At 35.7% G+C, this 25,665-nt stretch carries 28 protein-coding genes; 15 read left to right on the top strand and 13 right to left on the bottom strand.

Annotated features, from left to right (window positions below):
- Positions 1–69: 69 nt before the first annotated feature.
- Together ABEG11_RS14665 and ABEG11_RS14670 are read right to left on the bottom strand one after the other, a co-directional pair.
- On the bottom strand, positions 70–483 hold the full coding sequence (locus ABEG11_RS14665) for a Crp/Fnr family transcriptional regulator (protein WP_348824920.1): 414 nt from the start codon (positions 481–483) through the stop codon (positions 70–72).
- A gap of 121 nt (positions 484–604) precedes the next feature.
- A complete protein-coding gene (locus ABEG11_RS14670) occupies positions 605–2,206 on the bottom strand; it encodes a fumarate hydratase (protein ID WP_348824921.1) in 1,602 nt (533 codons plus the stop codon).
- A 435-nt stretch (positions 2,207–2,641) separates the two neighbouring features.
- Here ABEG11_RS14670 and ABEG11_RS14675 point away from each other — a divergent pair, with 435 nt between their 5' ends.
- Positions 2,642–3,205: a DUF4256 domain-containing protein gene (locus ABEG11_RS14675; RefSeq protein ID WP_348824922.1), complete on the top strand. Its 564-nt coding sequence runs from the start codon at positions 2,642–2,644 to the stop codon at positions 3,203–3,205.
- A 3-nt stretch (positions 3,206–3,208) separates the two neighbouring features.
- On the opposite strand, the gene ABEG11_RS14680 is transcribed toward ABEG11_RS14675, so the two are convergent.
- The 4 genes from ABEG11_RS14680 to rnpA form a co-directional block, all read right to left on the bottom strand.
- Positions 3,209–4,024 carry a hypothetical protein gene (locus ABEG11_RS14680; RefSeq protein ID WP_348824923.1) on the bottom strand — a complete coding sequence of 272 codons (816 nt, stop codon included), beginning with the start codon at positions 4,022–4,024 and terminating at the stop codon, positions 3,209–3,211.
- A gap of 39 nt (positions 4,025–4,063) precedes the next feature.
- A complete protein-coding gene (locus ABEG11_RS14685) occupies positions 4,064–5,701 on the bottom strand; it encodes a S41 family peptidase (protein WP_348824924.1) in 1,638 nt (545 codons plus the stop codon).
- Between the two features lie 2 nt (positions 5,702–5,703).
- Entirely contained in the window at positions 5,704–6,531 is an 828-nt protein-coding gene (locus ABEG11_RS14690) for a DUF4349 domain-containing protein (protein ID WP_348824925.1), read from the bottom strand.
- A 79-nt stretch (positions 6,532–6,610) separates the two neighbouring features.
- Positions 6,611–7,003, bottom strand: coding sequence for a ribonuclease P protein component (gene rnpA, locus ABEG11_RS14695; RefSeq protein WP_348824926.1), 393 nt, complete (start codon positions 7,001–7,003; stop codon positions 6,611–6,613).
- Between the two features lie 123 nt (positions 7,004–7,126).
- On the opposite strand from rnpA, the gene ABEG11_RS14700 reads away from it, so the two are divergent.
- The 5 genes from ABEG11_RS14700 to ABEG11_RS14720 all read left to right on the top strand — a co-directional run bounded on the left by ABEG11_RS14700 (position 7,127) and on the right by ABEG11_RS14720 (position 11,110).
- Entirely contained in the window at positions 7,127–7,861 is a 735-nt protein-coding gene (locus ABEG11_RS14700) for a lysophospholipid acyltransferase family protein (protein ID WP_348824927.1), read from the top strand.
- 127 nt (positions 7,862–7,988) lie between these two features.
- Positions 7,989–8,723, top strand: a complete 735-nt coding sequence (locus ABEG11_RS14705; RefSeq protein ID WP_348824928.1) for a lysophospholipid acyltransferase family protein — start codon at positions 7,989–7,991, stop codon at positions 8,721–8,723.
- A gap of 11 nt (positions 8,724–8,734) precedes the next feature.
- Positions 8,735–9,721: an acyl-ACP desaturase gene (locus ABEG11_RS14710; protein WP_194642882.1), complete on the top strand. Its 987-nt coding sequence runs from the start codon at positions 8,735–8,737 to the stop codon at positions 9,719–9,721.
- A gap of 136 nt (positions 9,722–9,857) precedes the next feature.
- Positions 9,858–10,511: an HD domain-containing protein gene (locus ABEG11_RS14715; protein WP_348824929.1), complete on the top strand. Its 654-nt coding sequence runs from the start codon at positions 9,858–9,860 to the stop codon at positions 10,509–10,511.
- 131 nt (positions 10,512–10,642) lie between these two features.
- Positions 10,643–11,110: an SRPBCC family protein gene (locus ABEG11_RS14720; RefSeq protein WP_348824930.1), complete on the top strand. Its 468-nt coding sequence runs from the start codon at positions 10,643–10,645 to the stop codon at positions 11,108–11,110.
- A 94-nt stretch (positions 11,111–11,204) separates the two neighbouring features.
- Here the strand turns inward: ABEG11_RS14720 and ABEG11_RS14725 are convergent, their stop codons facing one another.
- The 6 genes from ABEG11_RS14725 to ABEG11_RS14750 all read right to left on the bottom strand — a co-directional run bounded on the left by ABEG11_RS14725 (position 11,205) and on the right by ABEG11_RS14750 (position 16,831).
- Positions 11,205–11,603: a hypothetical protein gene (locus ABEG11_RS14725; protein ID WP_348824931.1), complete on the bottom strand. Its 399-nt coding sequence runs from the start codon at positions 11,601–11,603 to the stop codon at positions 11,205–11,207.
- 287 nt (positions 11,604–11,890) lie between these two features.
- Entirely contained in the window at positions 11,891–12,673 is a 783-nt protein-coding gene (locus ABEG11_RS14730) for an enoyl-CoA hydratase/isomerase family protein (protein ID WP_348824932.1), read from the bottom strand.
- A 15-nt stretch (positions 12,674–12,688) separates the two neighbouring features.
- Positions 12,689–14,104, bottom strand: coding sequence for a sensor histidine kinase (locus ABEG11_RS14735; protein ID WP_348824933.1), 1,416 nt, complete (start codon positions 14,102–14,104; stop codon positions 12,689–12,691).
- A 59-nt stretch (positions 14,105–14,163) separates the two neighbouring features.
- Complete coding sequence (locus ABEG11_RS14740; protein WP_348824934.1) at positions 14,164–14,718, bottom strand: CopD family protein; 555 nt, start codon at positions 14,716–14,718, stop codon at positions 14,164–14,166.
- Between the two features lie 120 nt (positions 14,719–14,838).
- The gene (gene hemH / locus ABEG11_RS14745) at positions 14,839–15,858 is read right to left on the bottom strand and encodes a ferrochelatase (protein WP_348824935.1); all 1,020 of its coding nucleotides are present in this window, start codon (positions 15,856–15,858) and stop codon (positions 14,839–14,841) included.
- A gap of 100 nt (positions 15,859–15,958) precedes the next feature.
- Positions 15,959–16,831, bottom strand: coding sequence for an AraC family transcriptional regulator (locus ABEG11_RS14750; protein WP_348824936.1), 873 nt, complete (start codon positions 16,829–16,831; stop codon positions 15,959–15,961).
- Positions 16,832–17,059: 228 nt separating this feature from the next.
- Here ABEG11_RS14750 and hemA point away from each other — a divergent pair, with 228 nt between their 5' ends.
- From hemA to ABEG11_RS14795, 9 genes are all read left to right on the top strand, one after another.
- Complete coding sequence (gene hemA / locus ABEG11_RS14755; protein ID WP_348824937.1) at positions 17,060–18,316, top strand: glutamyl-tRNA reductase; 1,257 nt, start codon at positions 17,060–17,062, stop codon at positions 18,314–18,316.
- A 28-nt stretch (positions 18,317–18,344) separates the two neighbouring features.
- Positions 18,345–19,271 carry a hydroxymethylbilane synthase gene (gene hemC, locus ABEG11_RS14760; protein ID WP_348824938.1) on the top strand — a complete coding sequence of 309 codons (927 nt, stop codon included), beginning with the start codon at positions 18,345–18,347 and terminating at the stop codon, positions 19,269–19,271.
- A gap of 17 nt (positions 19,272–19,288) precedes the next feature.
- Positions 19,289–19,942 (top strand): uroporphyrinogen-III synthase, encoded by a 654-nt coding sequence (locus tag ABEG11_RS14765; RefSeq protein ID WP_348824939.1) that lies wholly within the window; start codon positions 19,289–19,291, stop codon positions 19,940–19,942.
- 91 nt (positions 19,943–20,033) lie between these two features.
- Positions 20,034–21,059: a uroporphyrinogen decarboxylase gene (gene hemE / locus ABEG11_RS14770; RefSeq protein ID WP_348824940.1), complete on the top strand. Its 1,026-nt coding sequence runs from the start codon at positions 20,034–20,036 to the stop codon at positions 21,057–21,059.
- Positions 21,060–21,144: 85 nt separating this feature from the next.
- A complete protein-coding gene (locus ABEG11_RS14775) occupies positions 21,145–21,534 on the top strand; it encodes a hypothetical protein (protein WP_348824941.1) in 390 nt (129 codons plus the stop codon).
- Between the two features lie 46 nt (positions 21,535–21,580).
- On the top strand, positions 21,581–22,483 hold the full coding sequence (hemF, locus tag ABEG11_RS14780; RefSeq protein ID WP_348824942.1) for an oxygen-dependent coproporphyrinogen oxidase: 903 nt from the start codon (positions 21,581–21,583) through the stop codon (positions 22,481–22,483).
- A 231-nt stretch (positions 22,484–22,714) separates the two neighbouring features.
- Complete coding sequence (gene tnpA / locus ABEG11_RS14785; protein WP_348824943.1) at positions 22,715–23,176, top strand: IS200/IS605 family transposase; 462 nt, start codon at positions 22,715–22,717, stop codon at positions 23,174–23,176.
- A 181-nt stretch (positions 23,177–23,357) separates the two neighbouring features.
- Positions 23,358–24,359, top strand: a complete 1,002-nt coding sequence (hemB, locus tag ABEG11_RS14790; protein WP_348824944.1) for a porphobilinogen synthase — start codon at positions 23,358–23,360, stop codon at positions 24,357–24,359.
- Positions 24,356–24,739: a c-type cytochrome gene (locus tag ABEG11_RS14795; protein WP_348824945.1), complete on the top strand. Its 384-nt coding sequence runs from the start codon at positions 24,356–24,358 to the stop codon at positions 24,737–24,739. The genes hemB and ABEG11_RS14795 overlap by 4 nt, the downstream gene beginning before the upstream one ends.
- 185 nt (positions 24,740–24,924) lie before the next feature.
- On the opposite strand, the gene ABEG11_RS14800 is transcribed toward ABEG11_RS14795, so the two are convergent.
- Positions 24,925–25,632 carry a class I SAM-dependent methyltransferase gene (locus tag ABEG11_RS14800; RefSeq protein WP_348824946.1) on the bottom strand — a complete coding sequence of 236 codons (708 nt, stop codon included), beginning with the start codon at positions 25,630–25,632 and terminating at the stop codon, positions 24,925–24,927.
- Between the last annotated feature and the right edge of the window lie 33 nt (positions 25,633–25,665).

The raw sequence follows: 25,665 nt of genomic DNA on the forward strand, positions 1-25,665 counted from the left end.
TTTGCCCTTCAAATACTCCCATATTTACTGATTTTAAAGACTTAAATATACAGAAATTAAATGACTAGCTCAATTAAATTTTTCGAAAAATGCTTTTTCTTTTAATAAATGGACGATTTTCGAAAAATTGGTTATTTCCTTTTCAAATAAATCAAAAGCTTTATTGGTAATCGTTACGACTGTAGCATCTGTTACAGCCATAACGGATTCATCAGAAGGAGTTTTGTCTGAAAAACTTTCCATCGCAACAGCAAAATGTCCCTCGCTTGTAAAGTACGGTATGTATTCATTTCCTTCGGAATCTATTTTCATTACCTTGAAAACACCTTCCAATACGAAACCAATCTTTTTACAGATTTTATCCTTTTCACAGTATACTTCTCCTTTTTTCAGGTTTTCTATAAACAAATGCTGTTTCATAAACATTTGCTCTTCTTCTGAAATTGGAAGAATGGAATTAAAAACAGATAAAAGCTGATTCATGATTTAGAATAAATTTAGGTCATAAAAATACCGCAAATTCACAAATTTTACATCTCAAAAAACTGAAATAATCTGCGAATTTGCGGTAAAATATAATCTGGTGAAACTTTGCAGTTACATCCTATAAATTAGAAAAGAAATCATTCCCTTTATCATCAGTAATAATAAAAGCAGGGAAATCTTTGATCGTGATTTTGCGAACAGCTTCCATTCCTAATTCTTCGAAATCAACAACTTCAACTGAAAGAATGTTTTCTTTGGCCAAGATAGCTGCTGGCCCTCCGATGGAACCCAAATAGAATCCGCCGTAGGTTTTACAGGCATTCATTACGTCTTTGGTTCTGTTTCCTTTGGCAAGCATTACCATGCTTCCTCCATTCTTTTGGAATTCCTCAACATAAACGTCCATACGGCCAGCCGTTGTTGGCCCAAAACTTCCCGAAGCCATTCCTTCTGGTGTTTTTGCAGGTCCTGCGTAATAGATTGGGTGATTTTTAAAGTATTCCGGCATCGGTTTACCGGCATCCAGTAATTCCTTGATTTTAGCGTGAGCAATATCACGGGCAACGATTAAAGTTCCGTTTAATTTCAATCGTGTTTTGATTGGGTATTGAGATAATTTTTTAAGAATATCGGCCATCGGCTGATTCAAGTCAACCTCTACTGCTTCTTCCAAATGCGGCGGTGTTTCAGGCAGCAGACGTTTTGGATTTACTTCCAATTGCTCTACAAAAATACCGTCTTTGGTGATTTTTCCTTTGATATTTCTGTCGGCCGAGCAGGAAACGCCCAATCCAACCGGGCAGGAAGCAGCGTGTCGCGGTAAACGGATTACACGAACGTCATGCGTAAAATATTTTCCTCCAAACTGTGCTCCGATAGCACTCTGCTGGCAGATTAGCTGTACTCTTTTTTCCCACTCCAAATCACGGAAAGCCTGACCAGCCATGTTTCCAGATGTCGGTAAATTGTCAAAATAACCTGCAGATGCTTTTTTCACAGCAGCCAGATTCGCTTCCGCAGAAGTTCCTCCAATCACTAAAGCCAAATGGTAAGGCGGACAAGCTGAAGTTCCTAAATCCATTATTTTCGCACGAATGAAGGCATCAAGTGATTTTTCGTTCAATAATGATTTTGTCTGCTGGTACAAATAGGTTTTATTCGCCGATCCTCCTCCTTTTGCCAAAAACAAAAACTCATAAGAAGCTCCTTTTTTAGCATAAATATCAATTTGTGCCGGAAGATTTGAACCTGAGTTTTTTTCCTCAAACATGCTGATTGGCACAATCTGAGAATAACGCAGGTTACGTTCCTGATAGGTATTAAAAATCCCTTTAGAAAGCCATTCGGCATCATCGGCTCCTGTATATACGTTTTCGCCTTTTTTGGCCATTACAATCGCTGTTCCTGTATCCTGACAAGAAGGTAATTCTCCATCAATAGCCACAGCAGCATTCTGCAATAAATTATAGGCCACAAAGCGGTCGTTATCGGTTGCTTCGGGATCATCAAGAATTGCTCTTAATTTTTCCAAATGCGAAGTACGAAGCATAAACGAAACATCTTTCAAAGCTTCCTGAGCCAAAAGTTCCAAGCCTTTTGGGTCAACAGTAAGAATTTCTCTGTCTCCAAGCTGTTCTGTTTTTACAAAATCCGAAGTGATTTTACGGTATTGTGTATCGTCTTTTAAAATAGGATAAGGATCCTGGTATATAAAGTCCATAGTTTTTTTTTAATGATTGCCAAATATAAGGATTGTTCAAATAATCTTAACTGATTTATATCACGTTCGGTAAAGAAATTATTAAAAAATTAAGATTGATTGTCTGTTTTTTGGGGTATTAGATTTAGTGTTTCATAACAAGTTCAGTTCTGCCATCGGTTACACACGAGGGATTACAATATCATAAGTTTTAATTCACTCTCGCAGAGACGCTGAGCCGCAAAGTTAAGATTGGATTTCTTTGCGGCTTTGCGACTTTGTGAGATTTATTTTGGACAAACTCTAGCTAGGAATTCTTGTGGCTAATTAAATGTTTCGCTAGATAGATTTTTTTGTAATTTTACTAAAACGCTATTTTATCAAACCAGTAATTTATTGTATAATAGCTAAATAGCGATAATAAAAAATGTAAAACTAAATAATAATTTAACAAAAATGGGAACTAAAAAAGAGCTGTTACAAGAAAAAAGTACCGAATTATTTCAGATATTAAAAACCCGTTTTGAAAAAAATAGCGACAGACACAAAGATCTCGAATGGAAAAGCATACAAGCAAAACTGGAAGCCAATCCTGAAAAATTATGGTCTCTTAATGAAATGGAAATAACTGGCGGAGAACCAGACGTTGTTGCATATGATAAGAATACAGGCGAATATATTTTCGTCGACTGCTCCGTAGAAAGTCCTTCTGGCCGAAGAAGCTACTGCTATGACCGTGAAGCTCTAGATAAAAGAAAAGAAAATAAACCCAAAGAGACCGTTATCGACGCAGCATCAGCAATGGGCGTTGAGCTTTTAACCGAAGATCAATATCGTGACCTGCAAAAACTAGGAAAGTTTGACAATAAAACATCCAGCTGGATTGTAACACCAGCTGATATCAGAAAACTTGGCGGTGCTCTTTTCTGCGATTTTAGATACGGAACGGTGTTCGTATATCACAATGGCGCAGATTCCTACTATGCAGCAAGAGGATTTAGAGGTTCGCTACGAGTTTAGAACTTATATCAGTTTATTTTCTAAAAACCAAATTATGTACTCATTCCGAATATTATTTAAATTAAGTGAATTCCAAAGATTTGTATCATTAGGTAATATTTTTTGCAGAATTAAATTTACATCCAAGTTAACTATTTGATAGCTTTTGTTTTGTTTAATTTCTACTTTATGATCTGACTTATTGATTTGAGCATAATTTATTGAAATTGGCTGACCGCAATTTTTAAAAAAATCTAAAGTGTAAATTTTATTTTCTTCTTTAAAAGAAGTAATAATTCTTAAACTATTCCAAGCATCTACTGTTAGTAAAGTATTGTTTATGTTTGATTTCTCAATTTTTACAAACTCTTCTAAATACTTATAAGCTTGTATTTGAGAATAAATATTTTCAATATCTTTCTTTAGATAGTGATCACTCTTTTTAGCAATTTCAATAATTTCACTTTTTGTTGGTTTTGTGAAATTTTGCTTTAAATATTCTTCAGTAAAATTTTCTTTATTAATGTTTAATGATGTTAATAGATTTTGTATCTCATTTTTTGACACAAATTTATATTTTGAAGTTTTTAAGATTGTGGAATCTTTTGAGAAAATTTTGCCATTTGTTTTTTCATCAATTTTTAAATGTTTTGAAATTTTAAAATCACCTTTTTCGGTTTTAGTCAATTCAAATATTTCAACTCTTGAATAAACACCATTTTTTCCCCAAGAATTACTTCCTTTAGAATAGGTCAAATTGATTTTACTGATATTTTCAACGTTTTGCGAAAAAATGATTTGTCCCAAAAGGATTAAAATGATTTGAATAAAATTTTTCATAGGATTCGATTATCACCTTACGTAGTATGATAATATAATTTAAATTTTTAGAATAGAGTTATATTCCGCTGTTGTATTCAGAACACTGACTGCTTTTTTAATTTCAGGATTGTTTTTGATGTAATAATCATAAAGACCTTCCTGATATTGATAGCGTTTGATGATTTCGTCCAATAATAACCCTTTTATTTCCTTTTGATTTTTATCCAATAAGGCATTCTCCGATTTTTGAAGCGCAGTAAGAAGCTGCTGGTATTCCAGCGTAATGGCTTCATCCAGTTTTTCTTTTTTGGCGGCAGCCAAAGTGTTTTTCAAAGCGATTTCGGTTTCAGTATCAAAATTGAATTTTTGCGCTTTTAGATATTGTTTGAAATCGGCATAATCCGCATCAGTGATAACGGGAATTTTAGTTCCTAAATTTGGATTTTTGTAATAATATTTGGTTGCATAATCAAAAATACCGTCATTTTTTAATAACGCATTAGCGATTGGACTTGTTTTGGTTTCTTCCATTTCGATATCAGGCAAAATTCCGCCGCCATCATAAACCGTTCTTCCTTTTCGGGTTTTAAAAGCATTGTAATTTTTAGAATCAGTTCGTGTTGCTACACCATTTTTGTCTTTATGTGCATAATCCAAAGCTTGAATACATCTGCCGGAAGGCGTGTAATAACGCGAAATAGTCACTTTCAGCTGAGTTCCATAAGTCAGATCCACAGGTCTCTGCACCAACCCTTTTCCAAAACTGCGGCTTCCCAAAACAACAGCACGATCTAAATCCTGTAGCGCTCCTGAAACAATTTCAGAGGCAGAGGCGCTTCGCCCGTTTACTAAAATCACTAAAGGAATTGTCGTATCCACAGGTTCCTGCGAAGTTTTATAGGTGTTGTTGTGTTTTTCAATTTTGGATTTGGTAGTAACTATTACTTCATTTCTAGGCACAAAAAGATTACAGATGTTTACCGCTTCATTTAATAATCCTCCAGGATTTCCTCTTAAGTCCAAAACGATTCTTTCGGCTCCTTGCCTTTTTAATTGTTCTAATGCGTCTCTAGTTTCATTTGAAGCTTTTCTGTTGAAGTGAGCCAATACGATGTAACCTGTTTTGTCATCAATTTTGGCAAAATAAGGAACCGATTTGATTTCGACTTCATCCAGTACAATTACAGCCGAATATGGTTTTCCCTGGCGAATGTATTTTACATCGATTTTTGTGTTTTTAGATCCTTTGAAAAGCTGTGAAGCATCGTCCTTGAAGTCGGCCAAAGGTGTATCACCAATCTGAATGATTTCGTCACCGGCTTTGAGTCCAGCTTTATCGGCTGGGAAATTTTTATACGGTTCTTTTAAAATCAGTTTGTCGTTTTCGCGAGTGATTAATGCACCAATTCCGGTATATTCGCCTGTATTATTGATTTTAAACTTAAGTACTTCCTGCTCATTAAAATATACGGTATAGGGATCAAGAGAACTCAGCATTCCTTTAACGGCGTTGTTCATCAGCTCGGCGGGAGTTGTTTCGTCGACATAATTTTTGTTCAATTCTTTGAACAGCGTCGTGAAAATTTCCAATTGTTTGGCAATCTCAAAATAGTCGTCCTTGAAACTTACACCCACAAACAAAAATGCAGATGCAACAACTGGAATAATGAATTTTTTTTGGAAAAAGGTATGCATGATTATGTGTTTTTTTTCTTGAATCGTTTTCTTATAAAATAAAATAGGGCAACTGCTAAAATAATAAAAGGCCAAATTTCCAGTAACCACAAAAAGAAAGTCGAAATACCATAAAAACCAGATTTGATTGAGTTCCAAATTTTGGCTCCATAAGAAATGGTAACACCGCTTTCTTCAGCAATTGTTTTATAGAATTCTATTGTGACAGTGCTCAACGAGACTTGGCTTTGCATGTATCTCAATTGACCTTCTTTTGCCTCAATTTCTTCTCTGATAGCCGAAAGCTGTGCTTCAATTGCCAGCATTTCAGACATTTTGTTGGCTTTTGCCAAAAGTTCAAGATACCTGTTTTCAAGTTTCTTTTTGGCTTTTAATCGGGCATCAATATCGATGTATTCTTCCGTTACATCTTGTGAATTAATCTCTTTATTGTCAAAATAGTCTACTCCATTCGAAATGTCTTTTATGAAAGAATCAAAATTATCACTTGGAATGCGAACCGTTATTCGTCTGTAAATGGAAGCATATTCTTTTCCTTGACTATCGTTCTGTATAAAGGCTTTTCCTTTTTTTACGGCATTTTTTATCTGTTCATAGGTAGTTTCCAGATTATCGGTTTGAAATCTAAGATTGCCAGTCCTGATTATTTTTTTCTCAATGACTTTATCTTTTTCATTTGGTGATACGGAATAATCATCAGAGTTTACAGACTCTGCTTTTGCTGGTAATTTTACTGCTTGTATTGACATATCGGCAGAAACTTCGGCCTCAGCTTTTTTACAGCTTAATGCAACAAAAAATAAAAGAGCAATTATTAATTTTGATTTCATAGGAGCATAATTTATTTTAAAAATACAAAATTAATTTAGATTACAACTAAGCGATAGAATTGCTCTATGAAATGGATATTTATTCGGATTGTTCTTCTTCTTTTTTTATCTGCAGTGCAAATTTCTCAAACAACTGTACCGTTTTGGTATTGATTTCTTCAAAAGTCAAACGGTCCTTGCATTGGTAAAAAAGCATAAACGAATACGGCTGGTCCAGATTATCTAAGAGTAAATGTTTGTTGAGTCTGTAAGTTTCGCGTAATACTCTTTTGAAATAATTACGATCTACGGCTTTCTTGAAATATTTTTTGGAAACCGAAACGCCTATTTTTATTTTTTCGCCTTCGCCAAAAGTTCCCGTATTATAAACCAGCCGCAACGGATATTTAGCCACCGATTTGCCTTCGGTAAATAATAAGCCGATGGTAATTTTGCTTTTGAGTTTTTCGTTTTTAGGATACGTGAAGTTCATTTTAAAAAATAACGCTGTTATAGCAGGCAAATGTACAATTAAACACTAAATTGAATAATTGTTATAGTTTAAAATTGAACAATAAAAGGAGATTTATTATTTTTGAGTATAATTTTTATTGTAATGAAGAAGATTTTATTATACCTCATAACATCAATATACTATTCGGTTTATTTTGTAATAATGTGTGTTATGCAGCCCATCGAATGGATTGCTTTTAAGCTTTTTGGAAATACCGGATTGCAGGCAGTTTTTAATTCTGTAGCTTTTATCAGTTTAAAATGCAATCATATTTTAGGAACCCGTTTTTCTTTTGAAAACATAGATTATATTCCAAAAAATGTTCCGGTTATATTTGTAGCCAATCATCAGAGCTTGTTAGACACTGCTGGGATTATCTGGTATCTGCGAAAGTTTAATTGTCTTTTTGTTACTAAAAAAGAACTGGCAAAGGGGATTCCGAGTGTTTCTTATTTTCTGCGCAATGCAAGATATGTACTTATTGACCGAAGCAATCCCAAACAGGCTATTCCACAGATAAAATCATTAGCAGAATATATTGAAAAAGAAAACGTTTCAGCGGTTATTTTTCCCGAAGGAACCCGAAGCAAAGACGGAAAACCAAAAGAATTTGCCGAGAGCGGACTTAAAATTTTATGTAAGTATGCACCTTCTGCCTACATTGTTCCGATAACTATCAATGATTCCTGGAAAGTGTACCGATACGGTTATTTTCCGTTAAGTTTTGGAAATCATATTAAATTTACTGTTCATAAGCCGTTAAAAGTGGGTGATTTTTCATTTGATGAAATAAAGAAAAAGACTGAGGATGCTATTGTTCAGGATATAAAGATTTAAAAATCTGTTTAGTATCGGCTTTTATTTTTATTTAAGATTGAACTAAAGTCTTAATCAAAATCCAGCTGTTTTGGAAAAAGACTATAAGTAAAGTATAATTTACTACTTTTGCACTAAATTTAATAGTATGCAGAAGTTAATTTCGTATCCCTTATCTTTTATTGTCTTAATATTGGTATTGTTGACTTTGGTGGTATTTCACCCAATTCAATGGATTTGTCTGAACGTATTTGGTTATCAGGCGCATAAAAAAAGTGTCGATTATCTCAATTTTGTACTGCTGAAAATCGTTATACTTCTAGGAACAACTTTTACTTTTGAAAACAGGGAAAGTATCCCGAAAGGAGTGCCTATTATTTTTGTAGCCAATCATCAGAGTCTTTATGATATCATTATGTCGATTTGGTATTTAAGAAGATTTCATCCAAAATTTGTAAGTAAAAAAGAATTAGCAAAAGGGATTCCGAGTGTTTCCTATAATCTGAGACACGGCGGATCAGTAGTTATAGATAGAAAAAACCCAAAGCAAGCGATACCAGAGATCAAAAAAATAGCTGAATATATAGAAAAGCATACCCGCTCAGCAGTCATTTTCCCAGAAGGAACCCGAAGCAAAGACGGTAAACCAAAGGAATTTGCAGAAACAGGTTTAAAAATATTATGCAAAAATGCGCCATCGGCATATATAGTTCCCATAAGTATCAATAATTCATGGAAACTCGTAAAATATGGAACTTTTCCCTATGGTTTGGGAAATCATATTACCTTTGTAGTGCACGAAGCATTTGCAGTAAAAGATTTTGAGTTTAAAGAGATCATGGAAAAAACCGAATCGGTTATTGTAAACGGAATAAAAATTTAATAATAAATACAATGTCTATAAAAAACATTCGTCTGGAAGTAATGCAGTTTCTGGAAAACAAGGTTGACAGTTTTGTGGATCAATACCTGATACCTGTAGAAAAGATTTGGCAGCCTTCTGACTTTTTGCCCAACTCTGAAAGCGATAATTTCCTTGAAGAAGTAAAGGAACTTAGAGAAATTTCCAAAGATCTTCCTTATGATTTTTGGGTTGCTATGGTTGGAGATATGATTACCGAAGAAGCCCTGCCAACCTACGAAAACTGGCTGATGGAAGTAGAAGGAGTTGATAATGAAGGCAGAAACGGCTGGTCAAAATGGGTTCGTGAATGGACTGGTGAAGAGAACCGTCACGGAGACTTATTGAATAAATACCTGTATTTGTCAGGCCGTGTGAACATGCGTGAAATCGAAATGACTACTCAGCACTTAATCAACGATGGTTTTGATATTGGAACCGGAAGAGATCCTTATAAAAACTTCGTTTACACTAGTTTTCAGGAATTAGCGACTTATATTTCTCATAACCGTGTGTCGCAGTTGGCCAAAAGCTACGGAGATAAGAAATTATCCAAAATGTGCAAAATGATTGCTGGCGATGAAATGCGCCACCACCATGCGTATAGCCATTTTGTTACCGAAATTTTTAAAGTGGATCCAAGCGAAATGATGCTGGCTTTTCAATACATGATGAAACAGAAAATCGTTATGCCTGCTCACTTCCTGAGAGAATCCGGAGAAAAAATAAGTTCTGCCTTTGTACATTTTTCTGATTCGGCACAGCGAATTGGGGTTTATACCGCAAGTGATTATGTTGATATCATGCAGAAATTAATTGAAAAGTGGGAGATTGACAAAATTGGAAGTTTAACTGATGAAGCGGAGAAAGCCCGTGATTACTTAATGAAACTGCCTGCTAGAATGGCTAAAATTTCGGAAAGGTTAGTAATCCCAACAGAATCATTTCAATTTAAATGGGTAGAACCGGCAAGATTGTAGATTTAAGATTGCAGAACTCAGTTTTTAGATTTTTTTAAAATTGAGATTGCAATTGATTTTTGATATTAAACTTAACATTGCTGATTTTTGAGGTTCATACTTTAAAAATCAGCTTTTTTTATAAATACAGACAGCTATGAGTAATCCCGATTTAATAAATAAAACGATTCTTTTTGTAAAGGAAAAGTTAGAAAATGCCGAAGGAGGACACGATTGGTTTCACATCCAGCGCGTTTATAAAAATGCATTACTAATTGCCAGTGGTGAAACCTGCGATGAGACCGTTGTCAAACTTGGAGCTTTGCTTCACGATATCGCCGATAGTAAATTTCATGACGGTGATGAAACCGTTGGGCCAAAAGTTGCTCGTGAGTTTTTAGAAAAAGAAGGTGCTTCAGAAGATACGATTGCACATGTTGTCCAGATTATAGATAACATCTCTTTTAAGGGTGGAAATAACGAAAAGACCTTCTCGTCTATAGAATTGGATATCGTTCAGGATGCGGATCGTTTGGACGCTATTGGAGCCATTGGAATAGCCAGAGCTTTCAACTATGGCGGATTCAAGAACAGAGCGATGCATAATCCTCAAATTTCCCCAAATTTGAGTATGACCAAAGAGGAATACAAAAACAGTCAGGCACCAACAATCAATCATTTCTATGAAAAGTTATTATTGCTAAAAGACAAAATGAATACTCACACAGGAAAAGAAATTGCCCAAAAAAGACATGATTACATGCAGGGATTTTTAGCGCAGTTTTACGCAGAATGGGATGGGGAATTGTAGATATTAGAATTCAGATTGCAGAGTTCAGATAGCAGGTTTTTCTTGAATCGTTTAAATTTGAATGAATTGCCGTAGAGATGCACCGCAGTGCATCTCAGATATTGATTTCAAAATTTTAAAACCAAATAATTATGTCAGACAATAATTTAAAATGTTCCGAAGCCCAAATGCGGATCCGGAAACCGGCTTCCGAAGTTTTTCAGGCATTTATTGATCCTGAAGTGACCAAATATTTTTGGTTTACTAAAGGCAGTGACAAATTAGAAGTGGGGAAGACAGTAACTTGGGAATGGGAAATGTATAATTTTTCGACTCAGGTAGTCGCCAAAGAAATTGTGAAAAATCAAAAAATTACTGTTGACTGGTTTACCTCTGAAAAACCTACAACTATTGATTTTAGCTTTAAGCCATTAAGCGATGATACCACTTATGTGTCAATCAAGCATTACGGTTTTGATGTAACTGGAGACGAACTTCTATTGGCAATAAAGAATTCTACAGAAGGTTTTGCCTTTGTTCTCTCAGGATTGAAAGCGTATTTGGAACACAACATCAACCTGAATCTTATCATAGACAAATTCCCGAAAGAACTTATGTGAAAGAATTAGATTACAGGTTTAAGACTACAGTAATCAGTTCTACTGTAGACTATTATCTAAATTCTGCCGTCTGCCAACTGAACACTGAATACTACTAAAGCCCTTTGTCTTTCATCTCCAGAATCACATCCGAAGCATTCTTGAAAGTCGGTGTCTGTTCAGTAATTGTTCCTGTTCTTTTTTTGTTGAGTTTAAAAGTGATGTCGTTTTCTGTTGTGAATAATATTGCGGACAAAAAAGGATTATTCATATAGGGAGCCAGCACAAAAAAAGTTTCTTCCAGCGAATGAAAACTTTCAATTTCTTCGGTTTTGTAGCGTGCAATAATCGAAAGTTTGAACTCATCATTTTCCAATAAAACGGGACGGACATAAATATTCTTCAAATCAGTATCGCCAATGGTTTTGGCCAAAGTTAATTTGGCAAAGGTTTTATCAGCAATGCTTTCTTTTACTTTTTTCCAAAATTCGGCAAATACAGGCTGGAAGGACATATCTATTCGTTTTTATTTTTTAATATTTAATTTGATGCATTTTGATTAAATCTAACAGGTTTTTAAAAACACAAGTGTTCGGAGAAACGTAAAACTTGTTGAATAACATATTATCCTCAAAGTATGTCATTCCGACGTAGGAGGAATCTCCGTAAGTAATTCCGCAATCAAAATCCTCAATCTTTATCGAGCTTCTGACGAAGATTCCTCCTTCGTCGGAATGACAATATTACACAAAAAAATGTTTCTTGATTGATTCAACTTTTCTGAACACTGCCAACTTTTAATTATTTCCCCTTAAAAACAGCTTTTCTTTTCTCTAAAAATGCTTTTGTTCCTTCGTTGAAATCTTCGGTTCCAAAACAGCGCCCGAAGTTTTTTATTTCTGTTTCAAAACCATTTTTGCCATCCGCATAATTAGCATTGACAGCTTTTATGGCTCTACCAATGGCAAAAGGAGAGTTTTTCATTATTTTTTGCGCAATCGAAGTACTAAATTCAAGTAATTCAGCTTGTGGGACTACGTGGTTTACTAATCCGTATTGTTTGGCTTCATCGGCTGTAATCATTCCGGCGGTCATAATCATTTCCATAGCGCGGCCTTTCCCAACTAATTGTGGCAAACGCTGCGTTCCTCCATAACCTGGAATTACGCCAAGCGAAACTTCTGGAAGCCCCATTTTTGCATTATCTGAGGCAACTCTAATATGACAAGCCATAGCCAATTCCAATCCTCCGCCCAAAGCGAATCCATTTATGGCTGCAATAACCGGAGTTTTTAGGTTTTCTATATAATTAAAAAGCAATTCATGTCCCTGAAAAGCCAGTTGTGCTCCTTCTTCGATAGTGAAATGGGCAAATTCTGAAATATCGGCACCAGCAACAAATGCTTTTTCGCCACTTCCGGTAAGAATAATAACTTGAATTTCTTTGTTTTTACCCAATACTTTAATCGCTTTATGCAAATCATTAATCGTTGCAATATTCAAAGCGTTTAGTTTGCTTGGTCTATTGATGGTAACAGTTGCAATGTTGTTTTCTATTGTAATTAAAAGGTTGTCGTAGTTCATGGTGTTTTGTTTGTTTTAGGTATTTATAAGAGGAAGTGTAACCGTAAAAATAGTGCCTCTTCCAAATTTCGTTTCAAAGGTAATTGTTCCGTTATAGTTTTCGATAATGTTTTTGATGATTCCCAGACCTAGCCCCATTCCACTGTTTTTTGTGGTGAATTTAGGTTCAAAAATGTTGTCAATATGTTCTGGTTCTATTCCTGTTCCATTGTCTTTTATAGAAATGATCACTTGGTCTGTTGTTTTGCTTATGGAAACCAATATCATTTTGGTTTCTTGCTCCTCTGGAATTGCCTGAGTAGCATTTTTGACTAAATTGGTAATAATTCGAATAAGTTGTGTCCGATCTATTTTTGAAATAATTTCCTTATCGGAAGATTCAAAAACAATATAATCTTCATTAAAGATATCCAAAGTCAAATCGATAACTTCTACAACATTAAGTACTTCATTATGTTGTGCAGGCATAGAAGCAAAATCCGAAAAGGCAGAAGCAACGGAGCTCATCGTGTCAATTTGCTGTATTAATGATTCTGAAAAATCGTTTAATTTTTGTTTGATATTAGGGTCTTCAGGATTAAATTTTCTTTGAAAACTCTGAATAGTAAGCTGCATCGGGGTAAGCGGATTTTTGATTTCATGAGCCACTTGTTTTGCCATTTCTCTCCAGGCTAAATCCCTTTCGTTTTGAGCCAGTACAATTGCATTTCTTTCGAGTTCTTCGGTCATTCTGTTATAAGCCATCACAAGCATGTTGATTTCTTTAATCTTGGTCGAAAATGGAATTTTTTCATTCTTTTGATTCAGACTGGTTTCCCTTAATCTTTCGGCAAAATCATAAATAGGTTTTGTGATAAATGAAGAAAGAATGTAAGCCAATCCAAAGGCGATCGCAATCATCAACGAATAAACTTGTACTAACCGAATGAGGAAACTGTTCAGTTCTTTTTCATAATAGCCATCATCCGGAATATTGGGTAGTTTTAATATAGCAATAGGTTTGAATTTTTTGTTTTTTATCAAACTATAGGAAGATCTATATTTGACCCCGTTAATGGTTTTGACCTCAAGAAATCTTTTATCAATGGAGGAATTTACCAATCGAAGTATAAATTTTGAAACTTTCGGCAAATTTTTCTCAACCGAAAAAGATTCCTTAGAGGATTTTATTAGTTTTCCGTCCAATGAATAGATTTGGATCTCGGTATTTTGAATATCTGATATTTCGTGAATTTTATCCTTAAAAATTGCTTTTATATTATCATCTGTTAAAGGATAAGTGGTTGTAGAAAGCATATAATCAATGTGCTTTTTGACATAGTTTTCCATGTTTTCGATTCGCCTTTGATTGTATTTTTTGGCGACATTTTTGTACTGAATAATGGAAATGGATATCAGTAAAAGGGAAGTTGCAATGATTAATACAACCATTGAAATGAAGATTCTAAAACGTAATGAAATTAACGGAATCTTATATCCTTTGAACATGATTATGAATTGTTTTTCTCTCTAATTTTTTTGTAAAATTTAAAACCAAGCATGATAGTAATCGAAAAAAGAATGATACCCACAACCCCATAAACCCAATTCACCGCATTTTTTAAGATGACTAAAAATACGACTGCGAATAAAATTATTGTGGCTACTTCATTCCACAAACGCATAAAATTGGTGGTGTATTTCACTTCATCTCTTTGCAATTGACTGAAAATCTGCTGGCATTTTAACTGATATAAATATAGCACAAAAACGAAGCCAAGTTTTACATGCATCCAGGGCATTTGCAACCAGGCTTTCCCCATTGGGGTAAAAAACAACATCCAAAATGCAAAAATGCTGGCCAGAACAGCACTTGGCCAAGTAATGATATACCACAATCTGTAGCTCATTATTTTGTATTGCTTCTGCAAAATTTCTTTCTCTGGCGAAGGTTTATCAGCGGCTTCAATTTGGTACACAAACAATCGGACGATATAAAATAAACCGGCAAACCAGGTAATTACAAAGATGAGGTGCAGCGATTTGAGGTAGTTATAGCTTTCCATAGGATTTATGATTTTAGATTAACGATTGTAGATTTTAGATTTGCTTACAGCGAATCGTTGATAATAGGTTTCAGGTGCAATAGGACAAAAATCAAAAATCTATATTCGTTAATCTACATTCTACAATTCTTTCGCCCACTCATTAATCCAATTTCCAACGGTTTGGCACCATTCGTCATCATCATTCAAACACGGAATAGCCAGGAAATCTTCACCGCCTTTTGCTTCAAAATCCTCTTTAGCACGCATCGCAATTTCTTCTAATGTTTCCAAACAATCCGAAACAAAAGCGGGAGTTACAACGGCTAGTTTTTTGATTCCTTTTTCGGGCATTTTGTCAATTTCGATATCGGTATATGGCTCTAACCATTTGTCACCAGCCAATCTTGACTGAAAAGTCAAACTGTATTTGTCTTCGGGAAGATTTAGCAGTTTAACCACTTGTCTGGTCGTTTCATAACATTGATGACGGTAGCAAAAATCATGTGCAGGCGAAGGCGTGTTACAGCAAGAACCGTCAATTTTGCAGTGTGATTTGGTCACATCAGTTTTACGGATATGACGCTCTGGAATTCCATGATACGAAAACAATAAATGATCGTAATCAAATCCTGATAAGTGTTTCTGAATCGAATCGGCCAAGTTTTTGATGTAATCCGGTTTGTTATAAAATGCCGGAACATCAGTAAATTTCATGTTTGGAAATTTCTTCTTGCGGATTTCTTCGGCTTTTACCAAAATGGTTAGAGTAGAAGCCATCGCATACTGCGGATACAAAGGAAAAAGCAAAACCTCATCTACGCCTTTGTCATGTAATTCCTGAAGTCCTTTTTCGATAGTCATTGAACCATAACGCATCGCCAGGGCAACCGGAACATTTACCAAAGGCTGTACTTTTTTATGCATTCTTTCAGAAAGAACAACTAAAGGCGAACCTTCGTCCCACCAAATTTTTTGATACGCATGAGCGGATTCTTCTGGACGCTTTCTTAAAATAATACCGCGAACCAATAATACCCGCAACAAATACGGAACGTCAATCACGTATTTATCCATTAAGAATTCGTCTAAATATGGTTTTACGTCTTTTGGGGATGGGCTTTCTGGTGAGCCAAGGTTTACTAATAATACGCCTTTCATGTGTAAGTTTAATTTTTGCCAAAAGTATGTAAAGCTACTTCTAGGGAATATGATAAATGTTATTTTTTAGTTATGATTTGATGTTTAAAATTGATTGTTTTTAGACATTCGAATTAATCGACATCAGATATTTCTTTGGTGTAGTTGCAAATTTCTTTTTGAACGCGGCGATGAAATGACTTCCGGTGCTGTAACCAATTTTTAGTCCCACTTCGTTTACATTGTAAGAACCGCTGTCCAGTAATTGACGTGCATAATCCATTTTGTAATCAAAGAGATAGCCATAAACAGTGTCGCCATAAATTTGCTTAAAACCCATTTTGAGTTTTTTCAGAGTCAAACCCACTTCGTCTGCCAATTCCTGTAAGCCCGGTGGTTCAGCCATATTGGCGATAATGATTTCTTTGGCTTTTTTAATTTTATAGACATTTTCTTCATCAATCAAAAACGGACATTGCTCTGCATTTGGATCTTCTGATCGGTTGAAATAAAGACTCAACAATTCGTAACCTTTGCCTTTGTAATATAAATTTTTAATGGATGGATTTAGATTATAATGAAACAACTGACTCAAAACAATAGCCATCGACGGACTGATATCTCCTTCTTTGTAATATTTTTTGTCTTTGTTCTCTTCGCTCAAAAAAGGAATATGACCGGCATCATTCGAAAATAATCGGTGAAATTTTTGAATCGAAATTAAAATGGAGATTACCCAGGTATTAGGCGCCAATTCCAAATTAAGAGGTAATTCTTTTTGAGGATTGTAGAACAGATACGACTTCTCTTCATTCAAATCCAATACATAACTTCCTTGATTAAAGTTAAATTTTGCTTTCCCCTTTAATCCAAAATGAAATTGAATCAATCCGCTACTGACCTCATGCTGAGCATGAAAGGAAATATCAGAATCATTTTGAAAACGAAGTAGGGTAAAATCCTCTTCAATTGTTATAATATCTTGTGAACTCATAGCGATATTTTTTAAAGAAAAAAACAATTTTATTTTTGCGCTTTTATTTAGAACGACTCTAAATAAATTTAAAAATAACCTTTGATAACGCTACAAAAATAGATGTTTTTATTGTAAAACAACGATTTAAATTCAAAAAAGCACGAAGCGATACAAAAAGAACTTTTAGCGTTGTTTTTATAGAAATGATAGTAATAGTTTTGTAATACTTTATATGAAAGTGAATATATGGAAAATCATAACGTTTCGAAGCATCAGTTTTTTTACTCCATTGGATTGAGTTACAAAAAAGCAGATGCAGAAACAAGAGGTAAATTTAGCCTTGATACTTTAGCAAAAACACGTTTGTTGGAACAGGCAAAAAACGAAGGAATCCAGAGTTTGTTCGTGACTTCAACCTGTAACAGAACCGAAATTTACGGTCACGCCGAACATCCTTATCAATTAATCAAATTACTTTGTGAGAACAGCAACGGAACCGTTGAAGATTTTCAAAAAGTGGCTTACGTTTACAAAAATCAGGAAGCGATTTCGCATTTGTTTCGTGTTGGAACAGGTTTGGACAGTCAGATTTTAGGCGATTTTGAAATCATCAGCCAGATACGAAATGGTTTTGCCGAAGCCAGAGCAATGGGTTTAGCCAACGCTTTTTTGGAAAGATTGGTGAATGCCGTGATTCAGTCCAGTAAAAAAATCAAAAATGAAACCGAAATCAGTTCTGGAGCCACTTCGGTATCTTTTGCTTCGGTTCAATATATTATCAAGAATGTTCCAGACATTGGAAACAAAAATATTTTACTTTTCGGAACAGGGAAAATAGGAAGAAATACCTGTGAAAATTTAGTAAAGCATACCAAAAACGATCATATTACCTTAATCAACAGAACCAAAGACAAAGCCGAGAAATTGGCTGGAAAACTGAATCTGATTGTTAAGGATTACGCAGAACTGCAAATTGAACTGCAAAAAGCAGATGTCGTTGTGGTGGCAACAGGCGCTCAAAATCCAACGATTGACAAAGCGATTCTGAATCTTAAAAAACCGTTACTGATTTTGGATTTATCGATTCCGAAAAACGTTAACGAAAATGTGAAAGACCTTGAGGGTGTTACATTAATTCACATGGATCATTTGTCGCAGATGACTGACGAGACATTGGAAAACAGAAAAGCCCATATCCCCGCAGCTGAGGCTATTATTGAAGAAATAAAGGAGGAATTTGTCGCTTGGACAAAAGTGAGAAAGTTTGCTCCTACGATTAATGCCTTGAAAGAGAAGCTGAATACGATTAAAAATTCGGAATTGGATTTTCAAAGCAAAAAAATATCCAACTTCAACGAAGAACAAGCCGAAATCATCAGTTCAAGAATCATCCAAAAAATCACCACTCATTTTGCCAATCATCTTAAAAATGAAGATACCATGGTAGATGAGAGCATCGATTGGATTCAAAAAGTTTTTCAAATAGAAACGGTTACTAAATAAATTTGCGCCTTTGCGCCTTTGCGAGAAAATGGCAGAAAAAACAATACGAATTGGAACACGCGATAGCGAATTAGCACTTTGGCAAGCCCACACGGTAGAAAAAAAACTAAACGACTTAGGGTACAAAACCGAAATCATTGCCGTAAAATCGGAAGGCGATATTATTCTTGACAAGCCACTTTACGAGCTTGGAATTACAGGGATTTTCACCAAAACATTGGACATTGCAATGATTAACGGTCAAGTTGACATTGCTGTGCATTCGATGAAAGACGTGCCAACAGCTCTGCCAATCGGAATTGTTCAGTCAGCAGTTTTGCAAAGAGCCAATACTTTGGATATCTTGGTTCACAAAGGAAATTTGGATTTTCTTGAAACAAACGGAACTATTGCCACAGGAAGTCTGCGCCGTCAGGCAATGTGGTTGAATAAATACCCTAATCATACTGTAGTCGATTTACGCGGAAACGTAAATACCCGAATGCAGAAACTCAACGATAACGACTGGAACGGAGCTGTTTTTGCAGCTGCAGGATTAGAGCGTATCAATTTAAAACCGACAGATTTTATCAACTTAGACTGGATGATTCCTGCTCCTGCTCAGGGTGCAATGGTAGTTGTTGCTATGGCAAATGATGAGTTTGTTCTGGATGCCGTTTCTCAGCTGAATGATGTCGAAACGGAAGTCTGCACACATATTGAAAGACAATTTCTGAAAATTCTTGAAGGTGGGTGTACAGCGCCAATTGGAGCATTGGCAACATACTCTGAATTGGAAGATACTTTTACTTTCAAAGGGATTTTGCTGTCTATCGACGGAAAACAAAAATTGGAAATCGAAAAAACGGTAGATGTCAGCGAATGGAAAAAATTAGGTTTCAATTGTGCCAAAGAAATTTTAGATAATGGCGGTGCTGAATTGATGGCAGCTATTAAAGCAGCTTTGAAAAAATAATTCAGTTTTCCCAAATCATGAAAATACTCTCTACCAAAATACTTGCCGATTATCAAAAAAAGCCTCTAATTGACGCTGGTTTTGAGTTAGTTGAAAATGATTTTATCAGCACTAAAACCAAAACTTTTGATTTAAAAAATATAAACGAAAGTCTGATTTTCAGCAGTCAAAATGCTGTTGAAAGCATTTTGCAGCACCCTGATTTAGAAAAATTAAAAACTAAAAAAGTGTACTGCGTTGGTTTGAAAACCAAAAACTTACTTGTTGATAATGGTTTTGAAGTTGTGGCTTACACAGGTTACGCCTCTGATTTAGCCGAAATCATCACTTTAATTTACAAATCAGAAACTTTTACTTTTTTTAGCGGAAACCTTCGAAGAGACACATTGCCAAATGCATTAAAAGATGCAAATGTAGTTTTTAATGAAATCAATGTGTATGAAACGACTTTAACACCGCACAAAATAAAAAGTCCTGTTGATGCTATTCTGTTTTTCAGCCCTTCGGGAGTTGAAAGTTATTTGAATAAAAATAGTCTTAAAAAAGAAATGTGCTTTTGCATCGGCGAAACCACCGCATCAGCATTAGAAAATAAAACAAAAAACATCATCATCGCAGATCAGCCAACAATTGAGAACGTGATTGAAGATGTAATCGAAGAATATAAATAGCAATACGCTTTAGGCAATAAGCCATAAGCAAGAAAATTAGACAAACAAAAATGCTTAAAGCCTAAAGCTTAAAGCCTAACGCAAGAAAACAATGATTAAGAACGACCTATTTTTAAAAGCACTAAAAGGAGAAACAGTACAACGCCCACCGGTTTGGATGATGCGTCAGGCAGGAAGATATTTGCCAGAGTTTAGAGCTTTGCGTGACAAATATGATTTTTTCACCCGTTGTGAAACTCCGGAATTGGCCGCTGAAATCACCGTTCAGCCTATCCGAATAATTGGTCCGGATGCTGCGATTTTGTTTTCGGATATTCTGGTTGTGCCAAGAGCAATGGGAATCCACGTAGAATTGAAAGACAATTTGGGGCCGATTATTCCAAATCCAATCCGTACTATGGAGCAGGTTAATCAGGTTTTTGTTCCAGATGTAAATGAAACTTTAGGATATGTTTTTGATGCCGTTAAATTGACCAAAGAAATGCTGAATGATGAGGTGCCATTAATTGGTTTCGCAGGTTCGCCTTGGACGATTTTTTGTTATGCAGTTGAAGGAAAAGGTTCTAAAAGTTTTGATACTGCCAAAGGATTCTGTTTTTCAAACCCTGTAGCAGCGCATACTTTATTGCAAAAAATTACCGATACAACAATTTTATATTTAAAAGAAAAAGTAAAATCAGGTGTGAACGCCGTTCAGATTTTTGATTCTTGGGGAGGAATGCTTTCTCCGGTAGATTATCAAGAGTTCTCATGGAAATACATCAACCAGATCGTCGATGCTTTGGCCGAAATCACTCCGGTAATTGTATTCGGAAAAGGATGCTGGTTTGCTTTGAATGAAATGGGTAAAAGTAAAGCTTCTGCACTTGGAGTTGACTGGACTTGCTCTGCAAGAAATGCCCGTTATTTATCAGGAGGTAATGTAACTTTACAAGGAAATTTTGATCCCTCAAGGTTGCTTTCTCCGATCCCGACCATCAAGAAAATGGTTCACGAAATGATTGACGAATTCGGAAAAGATAAATATGTTGTGAATTTGGGTCACGGAATTTTACCAAATATTCCTGTTGATCACGCCAAAGCGTTTATTGATGCGGTGAAGGAATACGGTCAATAATAGTTGATGGTTGTCAGTTGATAGTTGTTGGGGAAAATCTTCGCGACTATCAACTGACAACTTGCAACCAACAACCAATGAAAAAATGCTAAACAAAGGCTTAAGAGACCAGGAAAGTATTCGTATTGACAACGTGCTCAAAAAGTTGATGTCATTGGTTTATGTGCCTAAGTTTTGGAATTTGGAAGATCTCCTTTATTTAGAAAATGAACTGAAAGATTTGGCTATGACCGTCGAAAGTCTGCAACAATTTGAAGAAGAAAAATTGATTGTTCATTTACAAAGACTTCATTTGGATTGGAGTCAGTTGGAGTTATTTGCCGATTTTTTGGTTGCTTTTTCCAAGGAAAGCCAGTTTGATTTTTCACAAAAAGCCATTGCTGTGTACAATTATATCCAAAAAGAAAGCAAGACTTTTTCGTTTGGAATTTTAAATAAAATAGTTGCTTTAAAAAGTAATATTAATACAAAATAAGTTCCCTGCTCCCCTCTCCTTTGGAGAGGGGTTGGGGGTGAGGAATATGAAAGATAAATTTTACGCATACATACAAACCCTTCAAGACCAAATCGTATCAGGATTAGAAGCGGTTGACGGTCAGGTCAAATTCAAAGAAGACCTTTGGGAACGTCCGGAAGGAGGAGGAGGAAGAACACGCGTAATCGAGAACGGAGCCGTTTTTGAAAAAGGGGGAGTCAATATTTCGGCCGTTCATGGAATACTGCCCGAAACCATGCAAAAAATGTTCAACGTAGGCGAAGCCGATTTTTTTGCCTGCGGACTGAGTTTGGTTTTACATCCAAAAAGCCCGATGGTACCAACGGTTCACGCGAATTGGCGTTATTTCGAAATGTACGATGATAACGGAAATGTAATCCAGCAATGGTTTGGAGGAGGACAGGATTTAACGCCTTATTATTTGTTTGAAGAAGATGCCGTTCATTTTCATCAAACCTGTAAAACCGCTTGCGACAAACACAATCCTGAATTTTATCCAAAATATAAAAAGCAATGTGATACCTATTTTTGGAACGCACACCGTAACGAAGCCCGCGGAATAGGCGGTTTGTTCTTTGATTATTGCAAAGCAAATGAACAAATGTCAATGGAAAATTGGTATAACTTTGTTACTGAAGTAGGAAACAGTTTTCTTGAAGCCTATGTTCCAATAGTGGGAAAAAGAAAAGATTTGCGATACACAGCAGAACAAAAAACGTGGCAGGAAATCCGTCGAGGGCGTTATGTGGAATTCAATTTGGTTCATGACAAAGGCACATTGTTTGGCTTAAAAACCAATGGCAGAATAGAAAGTATCCTGATGAGTTTACCTCCACACGTGCAGTGGGTTTACGATCATCATCCGGAAGCAGGAAGCGAAGAGGAAAAATTGATAAAAGTATTAGAAAATCCGATTGAATGGATATAAAGCTTCGGAGAAGCGTTATGTTTATAGAAAATAATTAGTCGTATTTATTTGAGCTCCATAGGAGCGATACATTTGTAGAAATTGTGAAAATGATTTGATTGGTAACTCCGTAGGAGCGTAATATTTATAGCAATTAATGATCGATTGTTTTTGAACCCCGTAGGGGTGACATATTTATAGCAAAAATGTTCAATATTTTTAAAAGAGCACCAGCGGTGCGACATATAAATTATGGCAAATACCTATTCTCAATTGTATGTTCATATTGTTTTTGCTGTCAAAGAGAGACAAAATTTGATTTCTAACAAATGGAAAGACGAATTGTATAAATATATAACAGGAATAGTTACTAATGAAGATCAAAAATTGATTGCTATCAACGGGATGCCTGACCATATTCATATTTTAATTGGTTTAAAACCGAATAAAGCATTGTCAGATTTGGTAAGGGACATAAAAGCCAATTCTTCTCGATTCATAAATGAGAAAAGATGGATAAACGGTAAATTTGAATGGCAAACTGGATTTGGAGCATTTACATATAGTCATTCTCAATTGACGAATGTTATCAATTATATTCAAAATCAGGAAGAACATCACAAAACAAAAACATTTAAAGAAGAATATGTAGAATTTCTAAAATTGTTCAATGTCGATTTTAAAAATGAATACCTATTCGAAGATATAAATTAAGATGTCGCTCCCTCTGGAGCTATATCCAAAACGGTTAAATAGTCTATAAATATTACGCTCCACTGGAGCTAAAAAAATAAAGATCGCTGATTATGATACGATTTTTGATTTCAGATTTTCTGAGATCATCAATTTGTTTAAATCATAAATCAGCAATCGTTAATCTAAAATCATAAATCATATGTTCCCATTACACAGAGGCAGAAGATTAAGAACCAACGAATCCATCCGTTCATTAGTCCGCGAAACCACATTAAGTCCAGCCGATTTTATGTTCCCAATGTTCATCGCAGAAGGCGAAAACATAAAAGTTGAAATTCCATCAATGCCTGGAATTTTTCGACGTTCGATAGATTTGACTGTTGAAGAAGTTAAAGAATTATTCGCTTTGGGTATTCGTGCGGTAAATATCTATGTGAAAGTCAGCGAAGATTTAAAAGACAACACAGGAAAAGAAGCATGGAACCCAAATGGACTGATGCAACAAGCCATTCGTGCTATTAAAGCGGCTTGCCCTGAAATGATTGTTATGCCTGACGTGGCTTTGGATCCGTATTCTATCTATGGTCACGACGGAATCATTACCAACGGTGATGTAGAAAATGATGCCACCAACGATGCTCTGGTAAAAATGGCCGTTTCGCACGCCCAAGCAGGTGCCGACTTTGTCGCACCATCGGACATGATGGACGGACGTGTATTACGCTTGCGCGAAGGATTGGACAAAGCAGGTTTTTACAATGTTGGGATTATGAGTTATTCGGCAAAGTATGCATCTGCGTTTTACGGACCTTTTCGCGATGCTCTGGACAGCGCACCTAGAGAAGCGGATGTTGTCGTTCCAAAAGACAAAAAAACGTACCAAATGGACTATGCCAATCGCATCGAAGCCATCAAAGAAGCCGTTTGGGATGTCGAAGAAGGTGCCGATATGGTAATGGTAAAACCTGGAATTGCTTATCTGGACATCGTCCGCGAGGTAAAAAATGCCGTGAATGTTCCGGTAACGGTTTTTCACGTATCGGGTGAATATGCAATGATCAAAGCTGCTGCCGAAAGAGGCTGGCTGGACAACGACAAAATCATGATGGAGCAGTTAATGTGTATCAAAAGAGCCGGAGCCAGTTTGATTTCTACTTATTTTGCTAAAGAAGCTGCAATCCTTTTAAACAAACAAAAATGAAGAAATTAGTATTCTTATTAGCAGCTATAACTGTTCTTTCCTGTAAAAAAGAAAGTGAGGAACCTTTTAGAAAATCTACAGAAAAGACGACAGAAGTTAAATCTCCCGAAGTATTAGGAAAAGAAATTTTCGAAGGCAAAGGAAACTGTGTTGCCTGTCACCAAATTGATCAAAAAGTGATTGGACCGAGTATTAAGGAAATTGCCAAAATCTACAAAGACAAAAACGGCAATATGGTTAATTTCCTTAAAGGAGAAAGCGATGCCATAGTTGACCCAGCTCAATTTCCTGTAATGCAGGCCAATTTGGCAATTACCAAAACTTTTTCTGAAGAAGAATTAAAAGCGGTTGAAGCTTATATTAATTCTCATTTGAAATAATAATTTTCTGGAGCTAATCCAGCTGTCCACTATATCTCTTGTGGCGAACCCCGCCACAAGAGGATGCCGTTCCCATCTGGGCTAGGGAATACCAGAATCACAAAAACCATCCCTGAAAATGAGATGGTTTTTGTTTTTTAATATTCGCGCACTTCATGACTGTCTAGTCACTTACTATTTAAACCTTACTTTATCCCTCCAAAAGCCCCAAAACAGGCATTTTTATGTAATATTTCAACACTCGAAAAGCCGACCTTCTTCATTAAATCCAATTGATAGGTCATTGATCTTGGCGTATCTTCTATCTCAATATAATCAAAGACTTTTTGCCGATATTCCTGACCTCCGTGCTGTGTCAAATAATCACCATATCTTTCCCATACGATTTGGTTTACCCCTTCATGATCCTGAACTAACAAATCCGAAATCATTAAACAGCCACCAGCCGTTAAACTGTCATACAATTTCTGAAAAACAAATTCCCAATCGGAGTCTTCTCTTAAATGATGCAGAACGGCTCCGGCCAAGATGATGTCAAAATGATTTTTCGGTAATTCTATATCGCGGATATCACCTTGTATCATTTCGATTTCTCCAGTTGTAGCTTCCGAAACACGTTCATGGGCTTTGTCCAGCATATTTTGGCTTAAATCAATCAAAACAGAGTTCAAATTGGGTACTTTCGAAAGCATTTTCAAAGTATAATTGCCTGCTCCGCATCCAATATCCAAAACATTTACTGCTTTTGGCTTTATTGCTTTTGCAGCTGAGGTCAAAAGTTCCAATGATATTTGGGCATCCATCGTAGCGACTTGGCCTGTTTCTAAATTTGCAAAACGTTCAACATCATTGTCAAAGCGTTCTTTGATTTCGTTTACTGTTGATTTTTCCATGATTGTTTTTATTTTGTTTTACAAACCTATTAT

It is taken from the genome of Flavobacterium aestuarii (genome assembly GCF_040049115.1).
In the GTDB taxonomy this organism is placed as follows: Bacteria; Bacteroidota; Bacteroidia; order Flavobacteriales; family Flavobacteriaceae; genus Flavobacterium; species Flavobacterium aestuarii.